This window comes from Pseudomonas sp. 1912-s (assembly GCF_029269205.1).
Lineage (GTDB): Bacteria > Pseudomonadota > Gammaproteobacteria > Pseudomonadales > Pseudomonadaceae > Aquipseudomonas.
This window is the reverse complement of sequence record NZ_JARIXR010000005.1, coordinates 56,631-81,624: the sequence shown is the minus strand read 5'-3', so window position 1 is coordinate 81,624 and position 24,994 is coordinate 56,631. Positions and strand designations below refer to the sequence as shown.

The window sequence follows — 24,994 nt, the reverse complement described above, 5'->3', positions numbered from 1 at the left end:
TTTCATCAAGATATCACCGGATATAAGTGTGATAAGGATTTGAAATGACCGACGCACTCAAGCCCCTGGATATCGACACGGTGCACGCCTTTGTACTGGTGGCCGATTTCGCCAGTTTCACCCGGGCGGCCCAGGCCCTGGACACCTCACAGGCAGCCATCAGCCTCAAGCTCAAGCGCCTGGAAGACCGCCTCGGTTACCGCCTGTTGGTGCGTACGCCCCGGCACGTGCGGCTGTCGCCCCAGGGCGAGCAGTTCATCGTGGCCGCCCGTGCGCTGCTCAATGCGCATGAGCGCGCCTTGGGCGACATGGGCAACGGTGCACCGCGACGGCTGGTGATCGGCATCAGCGACCATGTGGCCGGGCCGGACCTGCCGCTGTGGCTCAGCCGCCTGGCCGCGTACGACCCGCTGGTCATCCTGGAGGTGCGGATTGCCTCCTCCCGGGACCTGGTCGCGGCGTTTGACCGCAACGAACTGGACGCGGTGATCGTGCGCAACGAAGGCGATCGCCAGGACGCTGAAGTGTTGGTGATGGAACGTTTTGGCTGGTTTGCCGCACCCACCTGGCAGCACACACCCGGCACACCGTTGCGCATGGCAACCATGGCCTCGCCCTGCGGCGTGCGGCACCTGGCAGTACGCGCACTGGATGAGGCGCGTATTGACTGGACCGAAGTGTTTGTCGGCGGTGGCGTCATGGCCGTGGGGGCAGCAGTCAGCGCCGGCCTGGGCGTGGCGGCGCTGGCCCGGCGGGTGGCACCGGCGGGCGCTGTGGATGTGAGTGAACAATATGGATTACCGGCATTGCCCGTCAGCGAAATCGTGCTGCACAGCCGGATCAGTGATGGCCGCTCCCGCGAGACATTGCGGGCCTTGAGTGCAACCTTCAGAGGGGTTCTGGAGCGCTAGACTGCATCTGGGTGTACCGCCCGCGCACGAACTGCTCCAGTTCATCTCCCGGCAGCGCCTTGCTGAAATACCAGCCCTGGATGATCAACTCCGAGCCCGACTGCAAAAACGCCAACTGCTCGGCCGTTTCCACACCTTCGACCACCACCCCGAGGTTCAGCGCCTCACAAAACCGCAACATCCCGGTCAACACCTGGGCGCCCTTTGGATCATGCTGGGCCACCACAAAACTGCGGTCGATCTTGATGAAATCCACCGGAAACTGGTGCAGATAACTCAACGCCGAAAACCCGGTGCCGAAGTCATCGATGTAAACCTTGGCGCCAATCGCCTGCAGCTTCTCGATCATCTGCCGCGTGCCCTGGATATCCCCCACCAACGCATCCTCGGTGATTTCCACCGACACCTGCCCGTGGGCCTGGGCCAGTATCTCCACCAGCCGGTCACCGTACGCCGGGGTGGTGAGGGTGGCGCTGGAAATATTGATCGTCATCGGCAACCCGAAGCCGACCTTCTGCCACTTCTGGTACTGGCGCACAGCCTGGGACGCCACCCACACATCCACGTCGGGCATCAGCCTGGCGTGGGCCAGCCATTGCAGGAATTCCCAGGGCGAATGCACCGTACCTTCGGCGTCCCGGGCACGCATCAACGCTTCGCAACCGGTGCAGAGCCCGGTCCGGGTCGAAACCTGCGGCTGGAATTCGAGGTAAAACTCATAGTCGCAGATCTGCTGGATATGGCTCAACTCGCTAATCTGGCGCGCCTGGGCCTTATGGGAGGCCATCACGGGGTCCAGTTCCAGCAAGCGGCCTTTTTCTTCCAGGCCGCGAAAGGTCATGTCCAGCGACTTCAAATACACCGTGCCACCTTCCGTGGCCTGACGATGAATCGCCCGCACATAGGGCGCGTAAATCAGCGTGCCAACCCCCAGCAACAGCACCTGCAGCACGACCGCCGCCAGGTCGCCATGGGTACTCAGGTAAGCGTTGAGCAACACCGGCGCAGTAAACGGCACACTGACCACCGCCGGCGACACCCAGCCCAGTTGCACCACCGTGATCGCCAGCATCGCGTTGAACGCCGGCACCAGCAGGAAGGGAATGAACAGGCGTGGGTTGAGGATAATCGGCAGGCCAAACAACAGCACTTCACTGACATTGAACAAGGACAGCGGCAGGCTGGCTATCGCCACCAATCGCATGGACTGGCTCCTGGAAAACACCAGGATCGCCAGCAGCAGGCTCAACGCACCGCCGGAGCCACCGATAAACGCGAAGCTGCCCAGCAAGCCGCCGTTCAACACATATTTGATCGGTTCGCCCGCCGCCATCGCCGCATTGTTGAGCGCCACGGCCTGGTCCAACACATCAAACAACGGCTGCATGGCGTAGACACCATGGATGCCAAAAAACCACAGCAGCGAATTCATCAGGGTCACAAACAAGCCGGTGCCATAGGGCGACTGCAGTGCGTCAAGCACCTGCGGGCCCTGAAGTTGCGCCACCTGGGGAATCTGCAACAGCAACGACAGCACGATCACCAGCCCGAGCGCCGTAATCGCCCCCGGCACCACCATATTGATGGTGCCCTTGAGGTTGTGCCCCACCAGGTCTTCGTTGACCAACCGGGTCCAGCGCCGCCGGTGCAGCCAGGCGATAACCGGCACATTGAGCAGCGGCGAGGCAATCGCGATAAACAACACAAAGGTCGCGGAGGCGCGGGGGAAATCCCGCAACACAAACGTGGCGATCACTACATGGGCCAGGCAGAGGAACGCTACCGGCAACTGCGGCAGGCGGTATTGAATCGCGAGCATGTAACCGATGGAAGCGGCCACCAGCAACGGGATCACCGAACTGATCTTGTTGTGAAGGCCCGCCAGGAAAGCCACCACCTGCGGGTCGAAACCCAGCACCCGGGCGCATTCGGACAGGATCAGGAAACCCGCCGATACCAGCAGGCATGGCAGGATCCACAACAGCCCCTCGCGTATGGCCCGCAACGACTCGGTGCTGGCCAGGGCTGCCAGCCGCTGGGTGAAGAAAAGCTTGAACAGCGTTTGCGCCATCACCTGTCCCTCGGTCGCCGGTGCCAGGTTCGAAAAATAACACCTGGCTGTCGCCTTATCACGGGGTAACGCTACACGCCCTGACACCGCGAGCGAAAGGTTTTTGCCACCCCAGGGGCAATTATTCAGAATCGCCGTATGGGCCTGCTGCTTGTCGATTGGCTCGGGTTGGCCCATCCTTCGGCGTATTGGTTGTCGTCAAAAACGACGCTCTCTTCGAACGGACTCGACTGATGCTGCTATTCTCTCCCCTCATGGCCTGCGCGCTGCTCGGCCTGATCAGCCCGTTGGCCGGCGCCGCCACCCCGACCTTCCCGGATGCCCAGGCCAGCGACCCGGCCCGGCTGCAATGGATGGTCGGCTCACCACCGCCGGCAGACCGCACCCTGCGCTTTGAAGACGGCAGCTATTTCCGCTTCCCGGCCATGCGCTGGAGTGTCGCCCACTTTCGCCAATTGATGCCCACGGTGAATGTCTCCCGAGGGCTGGGGGCGCCGCTGGTGTTGCCGCGCAAATTCGACCCCGGGCTCGACGCACTTCCCGTACAGCCCGCCGGTGCCGCCAAGCCGCTGACGTGGCGCCAGACCCTGGACGCCACCTACACCGATGGCATCGTGGTGATGCATCGCGGCACGGTGGTGTATGAGCGCTACTTCGGAGTGCTCAAGGACGACGGCCAACACGCGGCCATGTCAGTCACCAAATCGGTGATCGGTACCCTGGGCGCGATGCTGGTGGCCGATGGCACCCTTGATCCACAGAAAAACATCGTCGACTACGTGCCCGAACTGGGACATTCCGCGTTTGGCAGCGCCACCCTGCGCCAGGTGTTGGACATGACCACTGCCCTGGACTACAGCGAAGATTACGCCGACCCCAACGCCGAAGTCTGGGCCCACGCCCAGGCCGGCAACCCGCTGCCCAAACCCAAGGATTACACTGGGCCGCGCAGCTACTACGAGTTCCTGCAAACCGTGAAACAGCGTGGCGAACATGGCCGCGCCTTCGGCTACAAGACCGTCAATACCGACGTGCTGGGCTGGGTGATCGCCCGCGCGACCGGGCGCAACGTGGCGCAGTTGCTCAGCGAGCGGATCTGGAGCCGGCTCGGCGCCGAACAGGACGCCTACTTCACCGTCGACTCCATCGGCACACCGTTTGCCGGTGGCGGCCTGAACACCGGGCTGCGGGACCTCGCCCGGTTTGCCGAGATGCTGCGCAATGGCGGGCGCTTCAATGGCCAGCAAATCGTGCCCGAAAGCGTGGTGAAGGATATTCGCCAGGGCGGCGACAAGCAGGCGTTCGCCCAAGCCGGCTATGCTCAATTGAAGGGCTGGAGCTATCGCAACATGTGGTGGGTGACCCACAATCCGGACGGCGCCTTCATGGCCCGTGGGGTACATGGCCAGAGCATCTACATTGACCCCAAGGCTGAAATGGTGATTGTTCGCTACGCATCACATCCTGTGGCGGGCAATGCGGCCAATGACGGGGTAACCTTGCCGGCCTATGCGGCCATGGCGGCTTTTTTGATGACCCAACCAGACTGACCTCTCTTATCCTGGAGTAAACCTTTGTCCCAACCCGGCGAAAACCACCAGCTAGCCCTGGACCGATTCCTGAACGAGCACCCGGCCCTGGCCGCAGAACTGAATACGTTGAACCCCCTGGCGGCCCAGGCCAAGGGGGAAACCATCGAGCAGTACCGCGCCGAGCGCCTGCATGAAGCGTTTGAGGCTGAAGCCGAGCAGCAAGGCTTGTTTGCGTGGGAGCTGACGCTGAAACTGACGGCGCACTCCCCTGCGGAGTTCGAGGCCCAGCGCCTTGAGGTGCACAAGGAAGTGGCGCAAATGGCAGGCCTGAGTTGGACGGAATATTGCCAACTGCATGACCTGCCCGGCTAGAACCAGCGGCCCAGTCCCTCGCGGGTATCGCCAAGCACCTCGTGTAACTCATCAAGGGTGATGGTCCGGCGTTCGGGGTCGACCGCCAACGCCGTGCGTAATGCCGGCCAGCAACGGCGGGGTAATTGCCGGGGCCGGGGCGGACGTTCAGCGGGCTGGCGTCGGCCGTGTGCCAACTCATACAGCACACACGCCGCGGCATACAGGTCGGCACTGGCCGACAACGCTCCGCCGGCCAGCAACTCCGGCGCGGCGTATGCGGGCGTCCAGGCGTTGAAACGACTGCGACTCAAGCCGGGCGCCCCCGTTGAAGCCTGCCCGCAAGCCTGGCCCAGGCCGAAATCAAACAAACGCAAGCCACCATCGCCCACCATGATATTGCCGGGCTTCACATCCCCGTGCAGTACGCCGTGCTGATGGCTATGGCGCAGCGCATCCAGTAACTGCACGGCGATGCTTTGCAGCTCTCGCCAGGGCAAGCCACCAGGACACTCCAGCAGCAACCGATCCAGGGTCATGCCCTGGAGCAACTCCATGGTGAAGAAGGCGATCTGGCAGGGAGCGTCCACTTCAAACGAAAACACACGCACCACTTGCTCATGCCGCAGGCTACGGGTCAGGGCGAACTCGCTGTAAAGCAGCACATGGGCATCTGCAGACTCGCGGATGGCTTCACCCAGCACCTTGATCGCCACACTGGAGCGCGGCTCGCCAAACTCTTCGTGCAGCAGGTCTCGTGCGCGATAGACCACCCCCATGCCGCCAGCCCCCAGCACACGTTCGATAAGGTAGCGCCCGGCCAGCAATTCGGGTGTGCCGTCACGCGGCGGGGTTGCCTGTGCCCCGGAAAAGGCAAAGTGGGTCACATCGCTCACGACTGCACCACCACAGCGGTCAGGTTGTCAGCGGCGGCCCCCCGCAATACACCGGCGAACAGTTGGTCCAGCGCCTGCTGCGGGCTGCCCAGGCTCAATGCCTGGCCCAACTCATAATGGCTAAGCGCCTGGTAAAGGCCATCACTGCACAGCAGAAAAACATCCCCCGCCATGGTCCCGAGTTCCAATACCTGCGGATTCAGAGGAGCCCGCGAGCCGATGGCCCGGGTCAAGGCCCGCGCATCAGGATGAGCCCTGGCCTGTTCCAGGCTCACTCGCTGATCAACCAACTGCTCGCACAGCGAATGATCCCGCGACAGCTGGTACAACGTCTGCCCGCGCCACAAGTAGCAACGGCTGTCACCCGCCCAGACACACGCGGCGCGGTCGCCCTGAAGCAGCAACGCCACTACCGTGCTGCCCATGATGCAGTCGGCGCCCTGGCCGGCCAACGTTAACTCCTCGCCCAGCCGCCGGTTGAGCCATTGCAGGCAACGGCGGGTTGCCTCGACGCGTTCGTCCAGGCTGCCCTGGCCTGGCAACGACGCCAGGCTATCGACCACCATCTGGCTGGCAATATCCCCCGCCTGATGCCCGCCCATCCCGTCCGCGACGGCCCAGCACCCGTTCCGGGGGCAATCGAGAAAGGCATCCTCATTGCGCAGCCGGACCTTTCCACGGTCCGTTCGGCCTGCGCTGTGCCAGCGGTCGAGAGGCCGGCTCACAACTGCTCCGGCAGGCGGAAGGTACGCCACTGCGCCATCTGAAACGGATTGGGCGTACGCCGGCTGGTCAGCAGGTAGTTGGCGCGCAAGCCCGCAAGGTCCGCCTTGAGGACCAGCACATCCTGCCCGCTGGAGGGTTCGCTCTGCATCAGGTCGAACAGACGGAACAGGGACCAGGCCCCGGTATTTTTTTCGAGGCCCAACGCCCGCTCACTGGCCCGCTCCAGCACCAGGCTGCTGCGGCCATTTTCAACCTCGGTTGGCCATTGCATTGCCATGGGTACAATCGGCCCGTGCCGGTACTCCATCTGCTGATCACCGAAACGCAACACCGCGCGACTCACCGACGAGTCCAGGCTGTAGGGCGCCAGCGTGAAACGAACCTGCAAGTCACCCGGCTCATCCCCAAAAAAACCGCGCCTGATCACCTGCACCTTCGCTTGCTGGTCGAGCAATGCCCGTGATATCGGCAAGCTGCGCCCATCCAGGCTACGCAGCCTGTAGCGCCCTGCCTCACCGCTGACAAACGGCCTCAGGTAGCTGTCAAAAAAACGCGCCATCACCCCTTCCGGCTTGAAGAACTCCTGAAAATCGTTGAGGGAAACGTCGCTGCTGGCATGGGCATCGAACGGAAAACGCTGCTTGATCGCCTTGGCGTAAAACCCATACACCTCGCTCTGATAACGCTGGTTCACATGGCGATAGGCCTGGTCGAGCAACCGGCGCCAATGTTCGTCGGCCAGGCTTTCGAACCAGCCCGCCAACGGCAATGGCAAACGTGCGGCAACGTTACGCAGGTTACCCAGGGCGTCCTGCTGCCCCTGGATCCGCCGCTTGACCATCTCGAAGGCCACCGGCTCCGGCGCCCCTTCGCGATTCAAGGCCGCCAACTGCAGGTGCAAGTCGTTGAGTGCCTGCAGCATCCCGGTCAACTCGGTGCCCGGGTTTTGCTGACTGTCCAGCAATTGGTGCAAGGGCTCGAAGCGACGTTGCATGGCACGCCGGGCGGTATCGGGCAACGTATTGGCCAGCCCGGCAGCGGTCTGTACCCGCTCTGCCACAGCGCCCGGCAGTTTGGCAGCCAGCTCGTCCAGGCGCTCACTGGCCGACGGTAAGCGCGTGTTGTCACGCACCTGTTGCAACAACTGCAACAACGGTGACTGGGCCGACGTCAAACTGGCGAGCTGCTCGGTACCTTGCCTGGAACTGTCAGTTTCACGCAGGCTAATCTGCCCAAGTGCCTCGCCCCAGGCATCCGCATACTCGCTGAAGTAGCGCTGTTCGAGTTCCACCATCAACCGTTGCAGGTCCATGGCGCTCAGGTCGGCGCCCTCTCCCAGTACCCAGTTGTCCTGAACAATGGCGTTCACCAGTCGCCCGCCCTGCTCTTCGAAATGCCGCAAGTACTTGCGGGTATAAAACCCCGGAATGGGACGGTCGCCGCCGTCAAATACCCGCCCGTGGGCAAGGCGCACAGGTTCAAGGTCGCGGGCTTGTTCCCGCAGCACGCGGTACACCACATCGACCAGTGACTCGCCTCGCAACACGTGCCGCGCGTGGGCCACCAGTTCGTCATCGAGCGGCTGCACGAAGGGCTGTTCCAGCAAGCGCGCGAAGTGCCCATTCAAACGACTTTGCACAGAGGGCTCGCCGGCAAACCGTACCGACCAATGCCCCGCCACCCGTTCACGCAGCCAGCCGACGTCCCGGCGCTCTCGCAGGTTGAGCATCAGGTACGCACGAAGGTTGTCCACCAACCGCTCACGATCTTCCAGGCTGCCCCGAACCTGCTCTTGCAGCATCTCGCTGACCTGGGACAGCAGTAACTGACCCAGCGCCTGCTCATAGGCCTGTTCCAGTACGGGGCGGGTGACATTGCCCTGATACAAGCCCATCCGCTCAGCCAGCCTGGCCTCACCCTGGGCAGGGAAAACCTGTGTGGCCGCCAGGCGGCTGTCCAGCAGAGGCAAGAGTGCCAGGGTAGCGTCCAGGCCGGGCTGCGCGGTCGTGGGTGGGTGCACCAGACTTTGCAGTTGTTCCAGACGTTGATGATTGGAGGAGTAACTGTGGCTCCAAAGCAGTCCCGCCGTCCCGACAACCACTAACGCACTCAGCGCCATCAGCCCCTGGCGCCAGCGAATCCGACGCCGCTCCAGGCTGTCGAGGCCCGCCAGATCCGCTTCAGCCAGAATCACCCGGCTGAACAGGCCCTGGATAAAACGCGGCCGAGGTTCCAGCGCCTGTGGGCTACCGCCCGCACTGGTGAAGTAGAAGCCACGAAATCCGTTGGTGCGCTGATAACGCGGACCGCAAAACGCCACTTCGATATACAGGCTGAGACGCTCACCAATCCGGGCCGCCTGATGAGGGAAATCGAGCATCCGGCCACGCAGGTCGCTGTTACGCTCCTGGTGCAGACGCTGTACAAGTTCACCGCTCAAACGCTGCAGCAGCGCTTCGAACGCCTGGCGGACCTGGCCGTTTTCAATACCGGCTTTGCCCGGGACGATATATTCGCCGAGCACCGCGTCACTGCCCTCCCCCAGTGGATGCTCGAAGAACTCCGCAAACCCCGGCAGACGGTCGGCCTGGGTCACCACCAGATAGATCGGCAAATCCACATGCAACGTGTGCCGGATTTCCTGCAGCCGACTTTGGACCGCCCGCGCCTCCTTCTCCAGATCACGCTCGCTGCCATGGAGCAGTGTGTCCATGGACAGCGCCACCACCACGCCATTCAGCGGGCGCGTTCGGCGACGCGCCTTGAGCAGGCCCAGCAGCGTCGACCAGCCTGCGCCATCCACACTGCCGTCGGGCTGGGTGAGGTAGCGGCCAGCAGTGTCGAGCAACACGCCGTCTTCGGTGAAATGCCACTCACCGTAACCGGTGCCACCGACGTCTGTCGTCGCCATCGACCCGCCCCGATCCGGGAGCAATTGCAATCCACTGGCGGCCAACATTCGGGATTTGCCGCTGCCTTCCTTGCCGATCAGCAGGTACCACGGCAACGCATTGCGCCAACGCGGGCTGCGCTCGCCGTAAATGCTCGAGTTTTTCAGGGTGTACAGCGCGTCCTTGAAAAGACCGCGCAGATGCCGCTGCTCGCTTTCGACCAGCCCTTTACGCGAGCGCAGTTCAACATTGTCGACGGTTCCTTGCCGGGCCGTGCTGCGCCAATTGGCATACACCATCCCCAGGCCCCACAACAAAAACAGCGCGCTGATCGTCAGCAGGCGCGCCGCTGCCGTTTGCCAGAATCGATAATCATCGACCGCCAGCAATGGCCCGAAGAACCACACGATCATCGCGACCGCGAGCACCAGCAACAGGCTCCAGACCCAAATCCTGCCCAGCACGGTGCCCGCGTTCCGGAAGAATGCGTTCATGAGTTGCTCCCTGCGTTAGAGGGGCGTCCGGGTAATATCCGGCGCCAATAGTTGATACGGTTGCAGCGCCGTCTCGCGCTGCTGGCCCAGCACCCAGGCAAACCCCGAATACAGGGTCAACAGGCAGGCCACGACACCCACAGCGACCCAGGTGGCAGGCACCACCCTCAGCCGCCTCTGACGTGGCTGCCCCGTCCTGGGCGGCGGTACGCATGCAGGAGGCGAGTCGCCCCGTACATGCCGGATCTGCCGATAGAGCGCGTCCCGAACCTGTTCAAGCTGCAACAACCCGCGCTCCATCACCCGGTACTTGCCCTCAAATCCGAGTGACAGGCACAGGTACATCAGCTCCAGCATCGCCAGGTGCTTGACGGGGTCTCTCGACATCCGCTCAAGCAGTTGGAAAAACTTCTCGCCGCCAAAGGTTTCGTTGTGAAAGCTGCTCAGCAGGCTCATCTTCGACCAATCGCTCTGGCTGCCCCATGAAGTAGTGACCACGGCCTCGTCGATCACACTGCACAGCACATACCGCGCCGCCATGACCTCGCTGCCCTGCGCTCCGTCATGTCGAGCCCTGGTCTCGAAAAGCGTGACCGCGGATGACAACCGTTCGTTGAGTGCCCGCAGGCTTTCCTCGGCATTGCTGCGCTTGAGCTTCACCACCTCGGACAACAACTCCCAGGCAGGCGCTACCAAACCATTCAGGCCAACGTTGAAGTGCTCCGCGCCCTGCAATCGGGCGGCGTAAATCATCCGGTCTTCCAGGTGTTCGAAATGGGGCGGCGAAGCGAAGTCGGTTATCGGCCCTTGCACCGGCCCGCGCCCCTGTCGATCGAGCAGGACGGTTTTTTCATCCTGCGGGTGTTCCCTGTCCATGGTCTCAGTTCCTGATGGCCCAGAATTTCAGTTCCAGTTCGGCAAATTCGCCGCTGACGTGGAAGGCAAACCCTCCCGAATGCTTCAACTGCTCGATGTCGCGGGCATCGAGTTCAAGCAAGAAATAGGTTTTTTCGGCATGGAACGGGATCTGCCGGGGAGCCACCGGCAGCGGTTTGACCTTGATGCCCGCCAAATGCAGGTTGACCAGCTCGCGAATCCGCTCCACAGGGCCAACCTTGAGGTGCGCCGGAAGCCGGTGGCGCAGTTCCTCGGAGTCACAATGTGCACTGGCGGTCAGAATGAAAGTCGCCGAGCCCAACAGGTTGAGGTCGCTTACCGGGCACACCAATACCCCGTACTGGCGAGGTTGCAGCCCAAGCTCAACGGCATGCTGTTCAAGCACCCTCGACAACAGGCTGCGAATCGGCTCCATCAACCCACGAAAACTGGCGCCCTGATCGCTGTGCCGGTAATGCCCCTCAAAATGCGCACGCTTGCTGTCGCTGGCAAACGTCGCCAGCTCACCCAGGACCGACAGCAGTGTTCGATACAACGTTTCAGGGCTGACCTGGCTCAGGCCCAGGTAGTGACGCAAGACCAGTTCGGTGCGATTAATCAATTGCAACATCAGGAAGTCACCGACCTCCGCGCCGGCGGCAGTGCCGTTGGCGCGAATCCGCCCGGCGATGGCGTCTCCCCGGTAAGCGAGCAGGCTGATCACCTCCTTGAGGCAAGACAACAGGTACCCGGAGCCCTGCAGGTGAATGAAGGTCGGAATAAAATCGGCATCCAGGCGGATACCCTCCTCGGTGCAACCGAGCACCTGCGCAACCTTGAGTTTCACGTAATGTTGGTCGCTGTGCTGCTCCCCCAGCAGCAGGCGAAAATCCAGCTGCCCGCAATTGACCTGACGGCGAGAGTCTTCCCCGGCGTTGGAGTCACTGACGTCTATCGCAAGGGTCTTGTAGCGCGCCACTACCTCAAGCTGTTCGGGTAGACGGGCTTCCACACAGTTACTCGTGGTCAGCGGCAACGCCAGGTACACCGCCTGTTTTCCGGTATTTGCTGGCACCTCCAGCACCAGTGACTCCATGGCCCCGCCCAGCTCGAACAGGCTGCCATCCGGTAATACCCCGCTGGCCTGGCTGACAACGATCTTGCCCATATTGAGGTACTGCACATCGATGTCCAGGGCCAGGAAACCCCAGGCATGGCGGCACAACAACTGGGTGCGACGCTTGAGTTGCTGATCGTGATACCGATCGTTTTGCTGAAAATGCTGAGGGCGCAGCAACATGCCTTCCTGCCAGATGACTTTTTGACTGTGCATGTCAGTCCCCCGCCCTGGCCGAGTGTGGGCTCGCTGACCGAATACCGGTTTGATCAAGTACCAGTTCGGCGCGCGTCAATTGCTGCACCGTCACCGGCAACACATAGCGCCATTGCGCGTGGGGCAAATCACGGTAAGCCGCCAGCACGCCGACATAGCGACTGCCCGGCTCCAGACTGAGTTTGAGGGTGGTGTGCTCGCCGGGGCGCAACTCGAGTTCTTCGAGGTTCACCAGGTCTTTGGGCAGCGCCTGCGCTCCATGGCCGTAAAGGCTGAAAAAGTCCGCATGCTCGAAAGCCACTGGGTGTCGAAGCTCCATCAGCCGCACCACAATCGGCGATGGCCGGCCATGGATATCCGGGTTGACCCGCTCGCTGGCCGTCAGTGTCAGGTCCAGCTTGGTCAACGTCGAAAAGGGCGACAGCGAACACCCCCCCAGCAAGCCGATTACGGCGCACAACAATGCAGCGGTGACTCGGGACATGACGATCATCCTGGATAACGGTGAAGGGTTGAGATCAGACGAATCTGCTCCTCGTAGGCCTTGCTGAAGTCACTGCCCAGCAGGCGCTCACTCAGATGTTCATCTTCGATCAGCGCCTGGTAATGGCGTTGATACGCCCGCCAGTGGGTGCTACTCCGGGGAATCAGCGCAGGCTTCGCCTGACGCTCGAAGCACAGGAGCAGATGACCCGGTGCAAAGGCCACCAGAGCCCCGCGCACGGCTGCGCGGCAGGCCACCAGTAAAGCCACCTGGTGAGCCTGCATGTCGCGGTAGGCGCGCATGACCACCCTCTCGGCCGGCACCTGTCCCAACTGCCCGGTGCCCAGCAGCAACCCCAAGGCCTCACTGGCGTCAGAGCTGTCTTTGAAAGGATTGGGGCTCTGGAGCGCCGTGTGGGTGGGCGCCAGTTTCAGCTCATGCTTGAGTTCGTTGCGGGTGCCCAGGTTCTGTTGCAATCCTTCAGTCATTTGCCTGAGCAACCCGGCCGCCTTGATCGCAAGCACCTCTCTTCCCGGCCCATCAAGGGTGTCCAGGTCGATTCCAAGTGCCTGCGCAAACGCCGACCAAAATTGCTCTGAACCCTGGCTTGGCTGCGGCGCCTCCACGCTCATGGCAGCGTTGTGCCCCGGCTCCACAAGCTCAGGAACCGTCAGATGATTCCTGTCCGCGGCTGCATGATCTGTCCACTGCAATGCCTCATGGGGTGTCATGACCAGAGCGGCCAACTCTTGCGACTCGTCCTCCAGCTGACGTTCGCAGGCCAGTGCCCGCACCGGATCCAGGTCAAGAAATGCATCATCGGGTATCAGCGTGTGCAATCCATCCGGGCCTGACGCCGTCGCCGGACTGACCAGCCATGCGCGGATATTCAGCGGCCCGAATTGAAAGACCGTGCCGTCGTCTATCGGTCGTTCCAGCCCCTCCCGCAAACGCTCACCGCTGCCTGCCAGGCGGGTTCCATTACTGCTGACGTCCGTCAGAAAGTACCGGCCGTCACGATAGCTAACCACCGCGTGACGGCTGGAAACCTGGCGGCTGGGGTCAGGAAGCGTCCAGTCACAACTGGCTCCCCGGCCTATGACACCGCCAACACGGTCAAAGGTTTTACGCAGGGCCGGCGCTGAACCTGCGTGCCCCACAGGACACACCTCAAACACTAGTTGCATGGTTGAACTCCCCTGCGCTCAACGGCCACGACTGATGGGCTGCGGGTCACCCAGCGGGCGGTAGTCACCGTCGTCAAAGACGTGATTGGTGTTACAGCCACCCAGCACAAACAACACAAGCACCAGGGCTTGCCACTGACAAACAGCCATGAGGTATCTCCCATTGGGGTGGGTCCCGCTTTCAAGCGGGCCATTGCAGAATTTGAAGGGGGCACCATTCAGCACTCTCCCCTGGCGTCGCCAAAGGGAATGTCCAGGCGTGCAAGGCGGTACAGCAGCGTGCGCCGCGCGAGGCCCAACTCACGGGCAGTGCGGGTGCGATTGCCGCGGTTCTTGCGCAGGCAGTCGATCAAAACAACGCGCTCGACCCGCTCCATCCGCTGGCGAAACGTCGCGTCAACCGCTGGTGCAGCGAGGCCGGACGACAGCAATAAATGCGTGGGCAGGATGACGTCGTCATCACAAAGCAGGACTGCTCGCTCCACCATGCATTTAAGCTCGCGAACATTGCCGGGGAAGCTGTGGCTGGACAGTTGGTCCAGGGCCGCACTCGACCAGCCTACCGGCGCCCGACCCAGCATCGCGCAGGCCTTATCGGCGAAATGCCGGGCCAGTTGCAGCACGTCACCGTCTCGCTGGCGCAGCGCCGGTAACTCGATAGGGAACTGCGCCAAGCGGTAATAAAGATCCTCGCGAAAGCTGCCCTCAGCCACCATGCCAGTGAGGTCCCGATGGGTCGCCGCGAGGATCCGTACATCGACCTTGTGGGCCGTATTGGCGCCCAACGGCCGGATCTCGCCTTCCTGCAGCACCCGCAGTAACTTGGCCTGCAGTGACAGCGGCATGTCACCGATTTCGTCGAGCAGCAGCGTGCCGCCGTGGGCGGTGTCAAACAGACCGGCGTAATCTCTTTCAGCCCCCGTGAAAGCACCCTTGCGGTAGCCGAACAACTCGCTTTCCAGCAAGCCCTCGGGAAATGCGGCGCAGTTTTGCACCACAAACGCCTTGTTGCTGCGCGGCCCGGCCGCATGAATGGCCCGTGCGACCACTTCTTTTCCGGTGCCGGTCTCTCCCCGCAGCAAAACGGTGTAGGGGCTGTGCACCACCTTGCCAATCAAGCGACACGTTTCGTCCATCGCCGTGCTGTTACCGATCAAGCCGTAGGCGCTGGCGACAGGGGTACTGCGCACCACCTTCAAAGCGCCGCTGCCCCGGCGCATTCGCCGCAACATGGCCAACTGGTTCACGACAAAGCACCCCAATTGCCCGAGGGAGGCACCGTAGCCAGCCAGCTCCATCGCTCGCTGACTGGCACACAACAACACCCCGGACATCTGCTTGCCCTGCCCCGGCAATGGCACACACAACAGGGATTGCCAAGGCAATGTGGCTGCCGGTAGAAACCCCGTGTCATACACACTGCTGTCCAGCTCAACGAGGTTGATTACGCGGTTCTGTCCCAGAACGTACTGCAACAGTTGCTCGTTCTTGAAGTCCGTTGCCGGGTTTGCACCATCACCGGATGGTGGCCGTTCCGGAAAATACTGGGCAGCCAGATCGAGGCGGCCGGTGGCCTGATCCAGCAGGTACAACTGGCTGAGTTCGCACGCACTCAACTGTGCGACGGCTGCCGCAAAATCCTCGGCCAATGTCGATTCGTCGCCAGCAACACCTAATCGGGCGAAACACCCCAGCAAGGCAGCGGCGTAATCCAGCGGGCTTGGCAGGTGGGTAAACAGGTCGTCCGCCATCAGTTGAACTCACAGACAACAGTGCCGTTGGAATCGAGGCTGGCGTGGGCAAACTCCAGGGACTTGCCAGCGGCCATGGCCTCCAGCAGTCGGTCCACCACCTGTGGCACCAGGTTCGCCTCGATCCATTGATCGACAAACCTCGCGCCACTCTCACTGTGGCTGCAGCGCTCGGCCATGTGGGTGACCAACGCCTCCGTGTGACTGAATGTCAGCTTGCGTTGAAGCAGCCGGTGCGCCAGGCGTTGAAGCTTGTTTTCAACCAGCTGATGCAGCACTGCGCCCGCAATCGGGTAATACGGGACTACACGCATACGAGCCAACAACGCCGGTTTGAAATGAGCATTCAGGGCCGGCCGGATAGCGGCATGCAGCACCTCGATATCCGGTCGTTGCCCGTCGGTGCACAGCTCGGTGATACGTTCGCTGCCCAGGTTGGAAGTCATCAGGATCAGGGTGTTGCGAAAATCGATTTCACGCCCTTCGCCGTCATTGGCCACCCCTTTGTCGAACACCTGATAAAACAGGTTCAACACATCCGGGTCGGCCTTCTCGACCTCATCGAGCAGCACAACGGAATAGGGCTTCTGTCGCACCGCCTCAGTCAGCACCCCGCCCTCCCCGTAGCCGACGTAACCCGGCGGTGCACCGATCAACCGGGACAGGGAATGTTTCTCCTGGTACTCCGACATATTGATCGTGGTGACAAAACGCTCGCCGCCATACAACAGGTCGGCCAGAACGTGTGCAGTTTCTGTCTTGCCCACGCCGCTGGGGCCCACCAGCAGGAATACACCTACCGGCGCATCAGGCCTGTTCACGCCGGCCGCGACAGCGCGCAGGCAACGATCCAGGACCTGCACAGCGTACGCCTGGCCGAGAATGCGGCCACGCAGATCCTCGGCAACGCTCAGGACCTTCGCACTGTGTTCACGGGCAAGCTGTTCCAGCGGGATACCGGTCCAGGCACTGATCACCTGTGCCACCAACCGCGGGCACACTTCGAAGCTGACCAATCGTTGCTCGTGCTGCGCAGCCTGCAACGCTTGCCGGTTTTCAGCGAGGCTCTGTTCAAGGGCCTCAATCCGTTCGCCTCTGCCGCGGGATTCGGCCAGTTGCTGGCGCAGCGAGAGCACCTTCTCGGCCAGGTCGCGCTGGTAGGCCCAGCGTTGTTCAAGCTGTAGCTGTGCGACCTTTACTTCTTCCAGTCGCCGTGTGAGTTGCTGCAACGCCGGTTCATCGATGGTCAATCCTGCGTCGGCATCCCGGCGCACGGCGGCCTGCTGACGCGTGCCTTCGGCCAGCTCGGCGCGCAGACGTTGCAGTTCGTCCGGTGCCGTCACCAGGCTGATACGCACCCGGGCACAAGCGGTGTCCAATACGTCCACAGCCTTGTCCGGCAACTGGCGGCCCGTCAGGTAACGGGCACTCAACTGCGCGGCGGCGACCACGGCATCATCGCGCACGTAAACGCCGTGACTGGCCTCATATACCGGGGCCAGCCCACGCAAAATCGTCACCGCATCCTCAATCACCGGCTCGCGCACGAGTACCGGTTGGAAACGCCGCGCCAACGCCGGGTCTTTCTCGAAGTATTTCTTGTACTCCGACCAGGTCGTGGCGGCGATGGTGCGCAACTCGCCACGGGCCAGCGCCGGCTTGAGCAGGTTGGCAGCATCGGAAGCGCCTGCCTGGCCGCCTGCGCCCACCAGGGTATGGGCCTCGTCGATAAACAGGACGATCGGTTGCAAAGAAGCACCGACCTCGTCGATCAAGCCTTTCAAGCGTCGTTCGAACTCGCCCTTGATACTGGCGCCGGCTTGCAGCAAGCCCATGTCCAACGTGAGCAGACGCACGTTCCTGAGCACCTCTGGCACTTGCCCACTCACGATCTGCATAGCCAGGCCCTCGACTATCGCGGTTTTCCCCACACCCGCTTCGCCTACAAGGATCGGGTTGTTCTTGCGCCGCCGCGCAAGGGTATCGATCATTTGCCGGATTTCGTTATCGCGACAAAGTACCGGGTCGAGTTTTCCGTCCCGAGCCTGGCGAGTCAGGTCATGGGTAAAACGCTCCAGCAATGAATGCCCTCCTTCAGGTGAAGGTGTCTGCGGGCTTTCACTCAAGACAAAACCGAGCACACGCTGCACATCCAGCTTGCTCAACACCGCCTGGTATCGGCTGCCTGCGTGCTGCAACGGGTTGCGCAACACCGCCAGCAACAAGGCACCGTGTTCCACTTCGATTCGGCCCAACTCCAGGCGGGCAACCAGCACCGCTTGTTGCAACCATTGCACCAACGCAGGTGAAAACACCGGGTTTCGGGAGGCGCTCTGGTCGATCCTTGGTTGCAGCACGGCGTGCAGTTCGCCGGCATCCACGCCCGCGTCCTGCAGCGCACGCATCAACAGGCCTTCTGGATGTTCCAGGAGGGTCAACAGCAGGTCTTCCACCAAGACCTCGCCGCCGCCCCGAGTGACACAACGTTCCGCGCAGCGTTCCAGATCGCGCCGTGTGGGCGCCGTCAATGCCTGGATAAGTTGTTGCAGATCCACATTCATCATATTCATCCGTCCCTAATGAGATTTACTGGTCAGGGTGACCATGCCGTCAGCCCGCTCATGCCCCAGCCAACTGGTCCAGCCCAAGCGGCAGACGTTGTGTTCACCGATGTGCAATGGCCGAACCTCACCCTCTGCCAACACCAGCCGAACGTCGTATTCCAAGGGGTCCCGGGCGGCGAAACGCACCAGCGCACACAGCGGCTCATAACCCGTCCCGGTGGGCAAAAACTCGTGAAAACGCTCCCAGTCGAGTGCCAGCACATGGACCCTGAACATGCCACTGCGGTCGAGGATGGAATCCCCCAGCACCAGATCGGAACCCAACGAGCTATAGCTGCGGCCAAGGTCATTGCGCTGCTCGTGGGCAATCACTACCGTGCGCTTGACCCACTGCTCTATAACCAGCCGGCTGTGCTTGAAGTAATAACGCAGCACGGTCTCGATCAGCGCGGCAGAGTGCGCCCGCAGACTCAGCAGCCCGAGGTAGGGCAACAGGCGCTTCCAGTTCAGTCGAGCGGTGCTTCGAATCACGCTGCCGCCGAGGCCCACCAGCGCAAACATCTGCTCGGAAAATGGATCGCTGGCGCCGGTTCGAAAACTCGCCTGATAACGATATTTTCGCCAGATCGGCACTATCAGCCGGTGCAGGCGATGGTGAAAAAGATCCAGGAAATCACGCGTCGTATTGCCGCCCGAGACCTCGGCAAAGGCTTGCTCGCCATAGAACGCCGGCAGCGGCGACCCTGTTCCAAACAGGCCCAGCACGTTGAGACGAACCCGCGCCCGCAAATGGCCGTGCTCGACAAAAAACTCCACACGGTCAATATCGTTGCCGGGAAACCCAAAGCCTGGATTGGCCTGGAACTCCAATTGGTCGTACAACCCCTCTTCGTCCAGAGAGGGGTGCGCCTCGCGCAAGCGCTCGATGATCTGCGCGACAGCCTGAAACACCGAGTACTCGCGAATCACTCGGGATAATGCGTTTAAAGCAGGGGCTGCTGGCCCATCCGGGGTGGCCATAGGTACACGTCTCCTTGTGTGCTGATGACTCGCAGTTCGTGGTATGAGTTGAGGCTGGCGTATAGCGCGAAGAACTCATTCAGTACCGAGGCAAAGACAAACACGTCGCCCTCCCCCAGGTAGCCTTCGGGATCGATGGTGAGGTCAACACGCAAGCCGCGAAATGGCAGGCCCCGGTGCAGCCGGTCCACAGGCTGATGGCTGATCGACTGGAGTGCGCCAAGCCTTCTCCGGCTGACCTTCTCCACCTGCCGGTCGTGATAGCGCGGCAGGTCGTAGGTTTCGAGGATGACTCTCAGGGCGCTGATATCGGTCAGCGACAAATAGTTGAGCGACATATTGCTGATCAGTCGCCACAGGAAGTCGCTGTCCAGGGGCGGCGCAAAACTCGGGGTTGCCGCCGTGATGTCGCGGAACGAAACAAACTCGGGTGTCTGCTCGCAAGCCTGGTTGATGTCTCCCACCTGCAGTTGGCGTGGCAGGTTGTGGTTGGTGCAGGTCAGTTCAACCGACAGGGTTTCCTGATCATGTCCCCGACGCGGGTCGAAACTCAGCCAGGTATCCAGGCCGGTATGGTGCAGTGATGGCCGCTGGCGAACGCCATAGCTGGGCGAGGCGCCGCCAAAATCGTGTTCAAGCGACTCGAAGGGCACGTATTCCTGGTACCCCAGGCCCCCCGGCCGCCATCCCGTGACTTTGTCGACTGAAAATACACCGCAGTTTCCCCGGGTGTATTCGCCAGGCAACAACAGGTATTCGTCCTGCTTGCCATCCAAACGAATCGGCACGCCATCGTGCTTGAACAGATTGACGATGGGCGTGCAGTACAGCTTCACGTTGTCCAGGGTCGGCTTCAGTCGCTCAAGACCGCGGCCACGCAGGTTGAAGCACAGCACCAGCCCATGGACCTGTTTGAGCAGGTCAATGGGCAACCTGTTCAACACGTCAAGGCCACCCACATCGACAAACAGGTATTTATCGGGAAAGGCGAAGTACTCCTGCAAATGGCGATAGCCACGAAAGGTATTCAACGGATAAGGGATCAGTGCCTCATGCTCGGAAAAACCCACTGGACTGATCTGGCTACTGGACAGACGCAGCGACACAGCCTCACCGTCGCTGCCGATTACCGGCCGTCCATCACGGCCCAAGGGTTGCAACTCGAACCCATCCAAGTGCCGCAAAAGGCCCAGGTACAGCGCCTGACTGACGGATTGCTCCCCCGCAAGATGCAGACGCAGGCAGCCCAGTGCCAACTCGCTGAAGTCGCCCTCGGCTGTCATTTCCAGGCGAAGGCACAGCAGCGTCCCCTCGCCCTTTACCGAGTATTCCAGGGCGGCCAGTTGCAGCGGTAAAACCTGCGTCGGGTAACAGGTACGAAAACGGCAACGCTCACCGTTGATCGCAACACTTTCCACCGGGGTGTCCCGCTCGACGTTGATGGCAGGCCCCGCCTGCTTGAGGGGGTCGAATTGCAGCATGCTGAACGAAGGCAGCGGCCGCATATAGTTGGGCCACAGCAAATGCATCAACGAGTGACTCAGCTCCGGCAACTGGTCATCGAGCTTCTGACGCAAGCGACCGGTGAGGAATGCAAAGCCTTCAAGCAAGCGCTCTACATCCGGGTCCTGGCCGGCGCCCCCAAGAAACGGCGCAAGTGCCGGGTTGCGCTCGCAGAAGCGCCGCCCCAACTGTCGCAGTGCACCCAGCTCGCTTTGGTAGTAGCGGTTAAAGGACATCAGGCGTGACCTCAACCTGTGCGCCATGGGCCAGGTTTGCGCAGAAGGCGACTGTTTGCTTCACGCCATCGATTTCCATGACGCCCTCGATGGAAAAAGCCAGCACCAACGGATCACGGTCCTGAGGCAATACCCTGACACGTACATCCTTCAGCCGTGGTTCATAGGACTGGATAAAACGCTCAATGAGAAAGCGTGCCTGGCTCAACGCGTCATGCAGGCTGAAGCGCATGTCGTTCAGGTCAGGCAACCCGTAATCCGGTAGCGTCTGCACGCTACCCACACGGGTGCTGAGCATTTTCGCCAAATGGCTCGCCACGGACTCCACGACGCTGCCCTGCGGACGGCGACTCGCGCCGGACTCCAGGCGTTCGAAAAGGCTACGGTTCTGGAGGGTCACGTGGCTGCGACTCATTCTTTATCGAGCTTGCCGACGAGCGACAACGTGAAGTCCGCCCCCATGTACTTGAAATGCGGGCGAACGCTCAGGTTGACGCGATACCAGCCGGGCTCCCCGTCGACATCGCTGACCACAATGCGCGCCGCCCTGAGTGGGCGTCGTCCACGCACTTCGGCACTGGGGTTATCCTGGTCAGCTACGTATTGGCGAATCCACTTGTTGAGTTCCAGCTCCAGGTCGGTACGTTCCTTCCACGATCCCAATTGCTCACGCTGCAAAACCTTGAGGTAATGAGCCAGGCGATTGACGATCATCATGTAGGGCAACTGGGTGCCCAGCCGGTAATTCAGTTCGGCAACCTTGCCCTCCGCACTGATTCCAAAGGACTTGGGCTTCTGCACCGAGCTTGCAGAAAAGAACGCCGCGTTGTCGCTGCCCTTGCGCATGGTCAGGGCAATGAAACCCTCTTGCGCCAGTTCGTATTCACGTCGGTCGGATACCAGCACCTCGGTAGGAATCTTGGTTTCGATCTCGCCCATGCTGTGAAAGTGATGCAGCGGCAAGTCCTCCACTGCGCCCCCACTTTGCGGGCCGATAATGTTCGGGCACCAGCGAAAGCGGGCGAAGCTGTCCGTCAGGCGCGTAGCAAAGGCAAACGCCGTGTTGCCCCACAGATAGTGCTCGTGGCTGTTAACCACATTTTCCTGGTAGGCGAACGTCTTGACCGGGCAATCCACGGGATCGTAAGGCGTACGCAGTAGAAAGCGCGGTACGGTGAGACCGACGTAACGGGCATCTTCGCTCTGGCGAAAACTCTGCCATTTGGCAAACTGCGGCCCCTCGAAATGGTCTTTCAGGTCCTTGAGGTCAGGCAGGCCGGTGAAGCTCTCCAGGCCGAAGAACCCCGGACCAGCCGCCGCAATGAACGGTGCATGGGCCATGCAGGCCACGCTGGAGACGTACTGCATCAGCCTGACGTCGGGAGCACTGGGCGACAGGAAATAATTGGCGATGATTGCCCCTACGGGCTGACCGCCGAACTGACCGTATTCGGCACTGTAGATATGCTTGTAGAGCCCGGACTGAGTTACCTCAGGTGAGTCCTCAAAGTCATCCAGCAAGTCCTGGCGGGAGACGCTCAGCAATTCGATCTTGATGTTTTCACGGAAATTGGTGCGGTCGACCAGCAACTGCAGGCCACGCCAGGATGACTCCAGGGCCTGGAATTCCGGGTGGTGAAGAATTTCATCCATTTGCTGGCTGAGCCTTGCGTCAATCTCGGCGATCATCCGGTCAACCAGGCGCTTTTTGACCGGCTCGCCCCTGTTCTGTGGCTTGATCAGCTCCTCGATAAATGCCGATACCCCGCGTTTCGCGATGCCATAGGCCTCGTCGTCAGCACTGAGGCGGGTTTGGGCAATGATGTTGTCGAGAATGCTGTATTCATCGGTTTTCGGAGCGTGCAGCGGGCTTTGGCGGGTTGTCATGGCGTCAGTGTCCTTTTACTGAAAGAGTCATACGGCGGAGCTGTCCAGCCCCAGTTCAGCCAAGACCCGGGTGCGGGACTCGTCATCGCCGAGGGCGTCTTCAATGGCTTTTCGAAAGCTGGGTGTGTTGCCCAGCGGTCCCTTGAGCGCAACAAGTGCATCACGCAATTCCATGAGCTTTTTCAGCTCGGGAATTTGCTCAATCAGGTGTGCAGGGTTGAAATCCTTCATCGCATTGATCCTGACCTGGATCGCCAACTCATCAGGTTCGGCAGCGTCCTGGAGCCGATTGGCAACGTTTAACGTCAGGCTCAAGGCTTGCTTGGCCAGCACTTCGTCAAGGCTGTTCTTGTCGATACCGATGGGCTTGCGATCTTCCAGCTTGCGCAGGTCTTCACGCTGGGTGAAGTCGCCGAGCACCAGCAGTTTCAACGGCAGCTCGACCTCTTCCTGCGCAGTGCCGACGGCGGGTTTGAACGTGATATTGATGCGTTCCTTGGGGGCTACCGAACCTTCTTTCGCCATGGTGTTTCTCCTTTTTCGGGTGGCTCGAAAGCCTATTCAAGTACCGCTTCAAGATCGAAGTGGCACAGCCTGCGATGGACTTCTTCCTTGCGCTCACGCACGGAATGGCTTTGCGGCAACACATCACAACAGCCATACAAGAGTTGCAGCACTTCAACCGCCAGCTCGGGCTCCCAGCGCTGCAAGCCTGATTGCTGCAGTTCGTGGTCCAGATGGTCGAGCTGGACTTTGGCGAGGTCATGCTTGCCCGCCAGGACACACAACCGGGCCAGGCCAAGTCGCCAATGAAACCGGGCACGCTCACCTGCAGCGCTTTGCATGCCTTGCTTGAGCGACCGAACGGCCGCCTTGAACCCGTCCTTGCGCAATACGGGCATAACGTCATGCAACGCTTTGTCCCAGGGCGCTGCCTGGGCATCAGGCACCGACTTGGGGGTCACCGTGGCTTGCAAATGGCGGGTAACCTGGGTGTTGATCCAGCCTCGGGTAACGGAGTCGGCGAAGGGAGTTCCATCGTGGAAGCGCAGCTGTAGGAGCCCCGGCAATCGCTGGAGCAACAGGGCGAAGTGCACTTCCAGCTCGGTCATGGCCAGATCGGCCTGAAGTGCCTGCAGGCACTCCCACACCCGGTACAAACCGTCAAACCAGAAAGGTGCGCACGCCAGGCTGGCCTCAAGCTCCAACAACAGGTCGGCGTGCTGCCCCTGGGCGAAGCGCTCCTGGTAACGTTTGAGCTTGTCCGGCGCAGGGCCTCGCAAAGGCGTGACCTGCTCGCTGTTGCAATCCGGGAGGCTGGTGATCGTCAGCCAGGTCAAGGTTCGGTTCAGGCGCAGCGCACGCAGGTCCGTGGCATTCTGGCGCTGCCACCAGGCCGACAGAGGCCGGGCACTCTCCTGCAACGTGCGCAGCAGCTTATGAGCGTCCTTTTCGTTATCCACGACCGGCTCGGGCGCCAGCAGCTGAGTGGCCACCTGCTTGATCTGGGCGATCACCGCGGCCGTACCGCCTGGAGGGGGGTCACTCTCGGTGGCCTGCTTCAGCCTGTCCGACAGTTGCCTGCGAACAGGCAGTAACAGCGGCGCGTCTTCAGAGAGATGTTCGGTCCATAGCTCATCCAGCCGGACCAGGTGTTCGAGCATGCAATGGAACAGGGGGCGCTGGTCCTTGAACGAAAGATTTTGCGCAAGCACCTGCCCAAGGCGCGGCACCAGCCAGCCAAATGCGGCGCTGCGGGTGCGCAGCTTGCCTGGATATACGACCGCCCAATGATGCTCACAGAGGTAGCGCAACAATCCGAGGCCGGCGAGAAGGCCGGCGAAGGACTCGCGCTGATGCAATGCCCAGGTCAACCAGACGGCAACCCGCAAGTCCTTGGATTGATGACGTAACAGGGCCTCACTTTTTTCCACCACCCACTGCCAGTCAGGCTGACTGTTACCGTGCAGGGAATGCGCCTTGCCGAGCTCGGTTTCAAGGGCCTCATACTCGGTCGAAAAACGCATATCGACGCCCGCAAAACTCGCTTTTGAGTTGGGTGCCTGCGCAAGTTCGAGGTAATAATCGGAAAGCCTGTCTGAATAAACCATCATTGGCCGCACTTTACTTCCCTGGATATATTCAGCGAACTAATGGCAATTCAAGCGCCCACCAGAACACTGTTTAAAGTTCGTCTTCCCGGCGGGAAGAGCACGAACCTTATCCGTGCAAAAAACAATGTTCAAGCCACGAAACGATGGTTAAGGAATTTCCTACGAAA

General features: G+C 61.2%; 20 protein-coding genes. 3 read left to right on the top strand and 17 right to left on the bottom strand.

Annotated features, from left to right (window positions below; translation table 11 throughout):
- Positions 1-44: 44 nt before the first annotated feature.
- Positions 45-911 (top strand): LysR family transcriptional regulator, encoded by an 867-nt coding sequence (locus P3C29_RS08425; RefSeq protein WP_275964287.1) that lies wholly within the window; start codon positions 45-47, stop codon positions 909-911.
- Here P3C29_RS08425 and P3C29_RS08420 read toward each other — a convergent pair.
- Entirely contained in the window at positions 889-2,982 is a 2,094-nt protein-coding gene (locus tag P3C29_RS08420; protein WP_275964286.1) for an EAL domain-containing protein, read from the bottom strand. The two genes, P3C29_RS08425 and P3C29_RS08420, sit on opposite strands and share 23 nt — an antisense overlap.
- 254 nt (positions 2,983-3,236) lie before the next feature.
- On the opposite strand from P3C29_RS08420, the gene P3C29_RS08415 reads away from it, so the two are divergent.
- Together P3C29_RS08415 and P3C29_RS08410 are read left to right on the top strand one after the other, a co-directional pair.
- Complete coding sequence (locus tag P3C29_RS08415) at positions 3,237-4,532, top strand: serine hydrolase (protein WP_275964365.1); 1,296 nt, start codon at positions 3,237-3,239, stop codon at positions 4,530-4,532.
- A 24-nt stretch (positions 4,533-4,556) separates the two neighbouring features.
- The gene (locus P3C29_RS08410; protein WP_010173290.1) at positions 4,557-4,886 is read left to right on the top strand and encodes a DUF6388 family protein; all 330 of its coding nucleotides are present in this window, start codon (positions 4,557-4,559) and stop codon (positions 4,884-4,886) included.
- Here the strand turns inward: P3C29_RS08410 and P3C29_RS08405 are convergent.
- The 16 genes from P3C29_RS08405 to tssA form a co-directional block, all read right to left on the bottom strand.
- The gene (locus P3C29_RS08405; protein ID WP_275964285.1) at positions 4,883-5,761 is read right to left on the bottom strand and encodes a serine/threonine-protein kinase; all 879 of its coding nucleotides are present in this window, start codon (positions 5,759-5,761) and stop codon (positions 4,883-4,885) included. The genes P3C29_RS08410 and P3C29_RS08405 overlap by 4 nt on opposite strands.
- Positions 5,758-6,486 carry a PP2C family serine/threonine-protein phosphatase gene (locus P3C29_RS08400; RefSeq protein WP_275964284.1) on the bottom strand — a complete coding sequence of 243 codons (729 nt, stop codon included), beginning with the start codon at positions 6,484-6,486 and terminating at the stop codon, positions 5,758-5,760. The genes P3C29_RS08405 and P3C29_RS08400 overlap by 4 nt, the downstream gene beginning before the upstream one ends.
- Positions 6,483-9,872: a type VI secretion system membrane subunit TssM gene (tssM, locus tag P3C29_RS08395; RefSeq protein ID WP_275964283.1), complete on the bottom strand. Its 3,390-nt coding sequence runs from the start codon at positions 9,870-9,872 to the stop codon at positions 6,483-6,485. Before tssM ends, P3C29_RS08400 begins: the two co-directional genes overlap by 4 nt.
- 15 nt (positions 9,873-9,887) lie before the next feature.
- The gene (gene icmH, locus P3C29_RS08390; protein ID WP_275964282.1) at positions 9,888-10,748 is read right to left on the bottom strand and encodes a type IVB secretion system protein IcmH/DotU; all 861 of its coding nucleotides are present in this window, start codon (positions 10,746-10,748) and stop codon (positions 9,888-9,890) included.
- A gap of 4 nt (positions 10,749-10,752) precedes the next feature.
- A complete protein-coding gene (gene tssK / locus P3C29_RS08385) occupies positions 10,753-12,081 on the bottom strand; it encodes a type VI secretion system baseplate subunit TssK (RefSeq protein ID WP_275964281.1) in 1,329 nt (442 codons plus the stop codon).
- 1 nt (position 12,082) lies between these two features.
- Positions 12,083-12,565, bottom strand: a complete 483-nt coding sequence (gene tssJ, locus P3C29_RS08380; protein ID WP_275964280.1) for a type VI secretion system lipoprotein TssJ — start codon at positions 12,563-12,565, stop codon at positions 12,083-12,085.
- A gap of 5 nt (positions 12,566-12,570) precedes the next feature.
- Entirely contained in the window at positions 12,571-13,752 is a 1,182-nt protein-coding gene (gene tagH, locus P3C29_RS08375; protein ID WP_275964279.1) for a type VI secretion system-associated FHA domain protein TagH, read from the bottom strand.
- Positions 13,753-13,770: 18 nt separating this feature from the next.
- Complete coding sequence (locus tag P3C29_RS08370) at positions 13,771-13,902, bottom strand: hypothetical protein (protein ID WP_010173304.1); 132 nt, start codon at positions 13,900-13,902, stop codon at positions 13,771-13,773.
- Positions 13,903-13,970: 68 nt separating this feature from the next.
- On the bottom strand, positions 13,971-15,503 hold the full coding sequence (locus P3C29_RS08365) for a sigma 54-interacting transcriptional regulator (RefSeq protein WP_275964278.1): 1,533 nt from the start codon (positions 15,501-15,503) through the stop codon (positions 13,971-13,973).
- Positions 15,503-18,067, bottom strand: a complete 2,565-nt coding sequence (tssH, locus tag P3C29_RS08360; RefSeq protein ID WP_275964277.1) for a type VI secretion system ATPase TssH — start codon at positions 18,065-18,067, stop codon at positions 15,503-15,505. Before tssH ends, P3C29_RS08365 begins: the two co-directional genes overlap by 1 nt.
- Before the next feature lie 12 nt (positions 18,068-18,079).
- Complete coding sequence (tssG, locus tag P3C29_RS08355) at positions 18,080-19,087, bottom strand: type VI secretion system baseplate subunit TssG (RefSeq protein WP_275964276.1); 1,008 nt, start codon at positions 19,085-19,087, stop codon at positions 18,080-18,082.
- On the bottom strand, positions 19,051-20,826 hold the full coding sequence (gene tssF / locus P3C29_RS08350; protein WP_275964275.1) for a type VI secretion system baseplate subunit TssF: 1,776 nt from the start codon (positions 20,824-20,826) through the stop codon (positions 19,051-19,053). The genes tssG and tssF overlap by 37 nt, the downstream gene beginning before the upstream one ends.
- Positions 20,816-21,241, bottom strand: coding sequence for a type VI secretion system baseplate subunit TssE (gene tssE, locus P3C29_RS08345; protein ID WP_275964274.1), 426 nt, complete (start codon positions 21,239-21,241; stop codon positions 20,816-20,818). Before tssE ends, tssF begins: the two co-directional genes overlap by 11 nt.
- Positions 21,238-22,713 carry a type VI secretion system contractile sheath large subunit gene (gene tssC, locus P3C29_RS08340; RefSeq protein WP_275964273.1) on the bottom strand — a complete coding sequence of 492 codons (1,476 nt, stop codon included), beginning with the start codon at positions 22,711-22,713 and terminating at the stop codon, positions 21,238-21,240. The genes tssE and tssC overlap by 4 nt, the downstream gene beginning before the upstream one ends.
- A 27-nt stretch (positions 22,714-22,740) precedes the next feature.
- Positions 22,741-23,238: a type VI secretion system contractile sheath small subunit gene (gene tssB, locus P3C29_RS08335; protein WP_201123368.1), complete on the bottom strand. Its 498-nt coding sequence runs from the start codon at positions 23,236-23,238 to the stop codon at positions 22,741-22,743.
- A gap of 32 nt (positions 23,239-23,270) precedes the next feature.
- On the bottom strand, positions 23,271-24,824 hold the full coding sequence (gene tssA / locus P3C29_RS08330; protein ID WP_275964364.1) for a type VI secretion system protein TssA: 1,554 nt from the start codon (positions 24,822-24,824) through the stop codon (positions 23,271-23,273).
- Between the last annotated feature and the right edge of the window lie 170 nt (positions 24,825-24,994).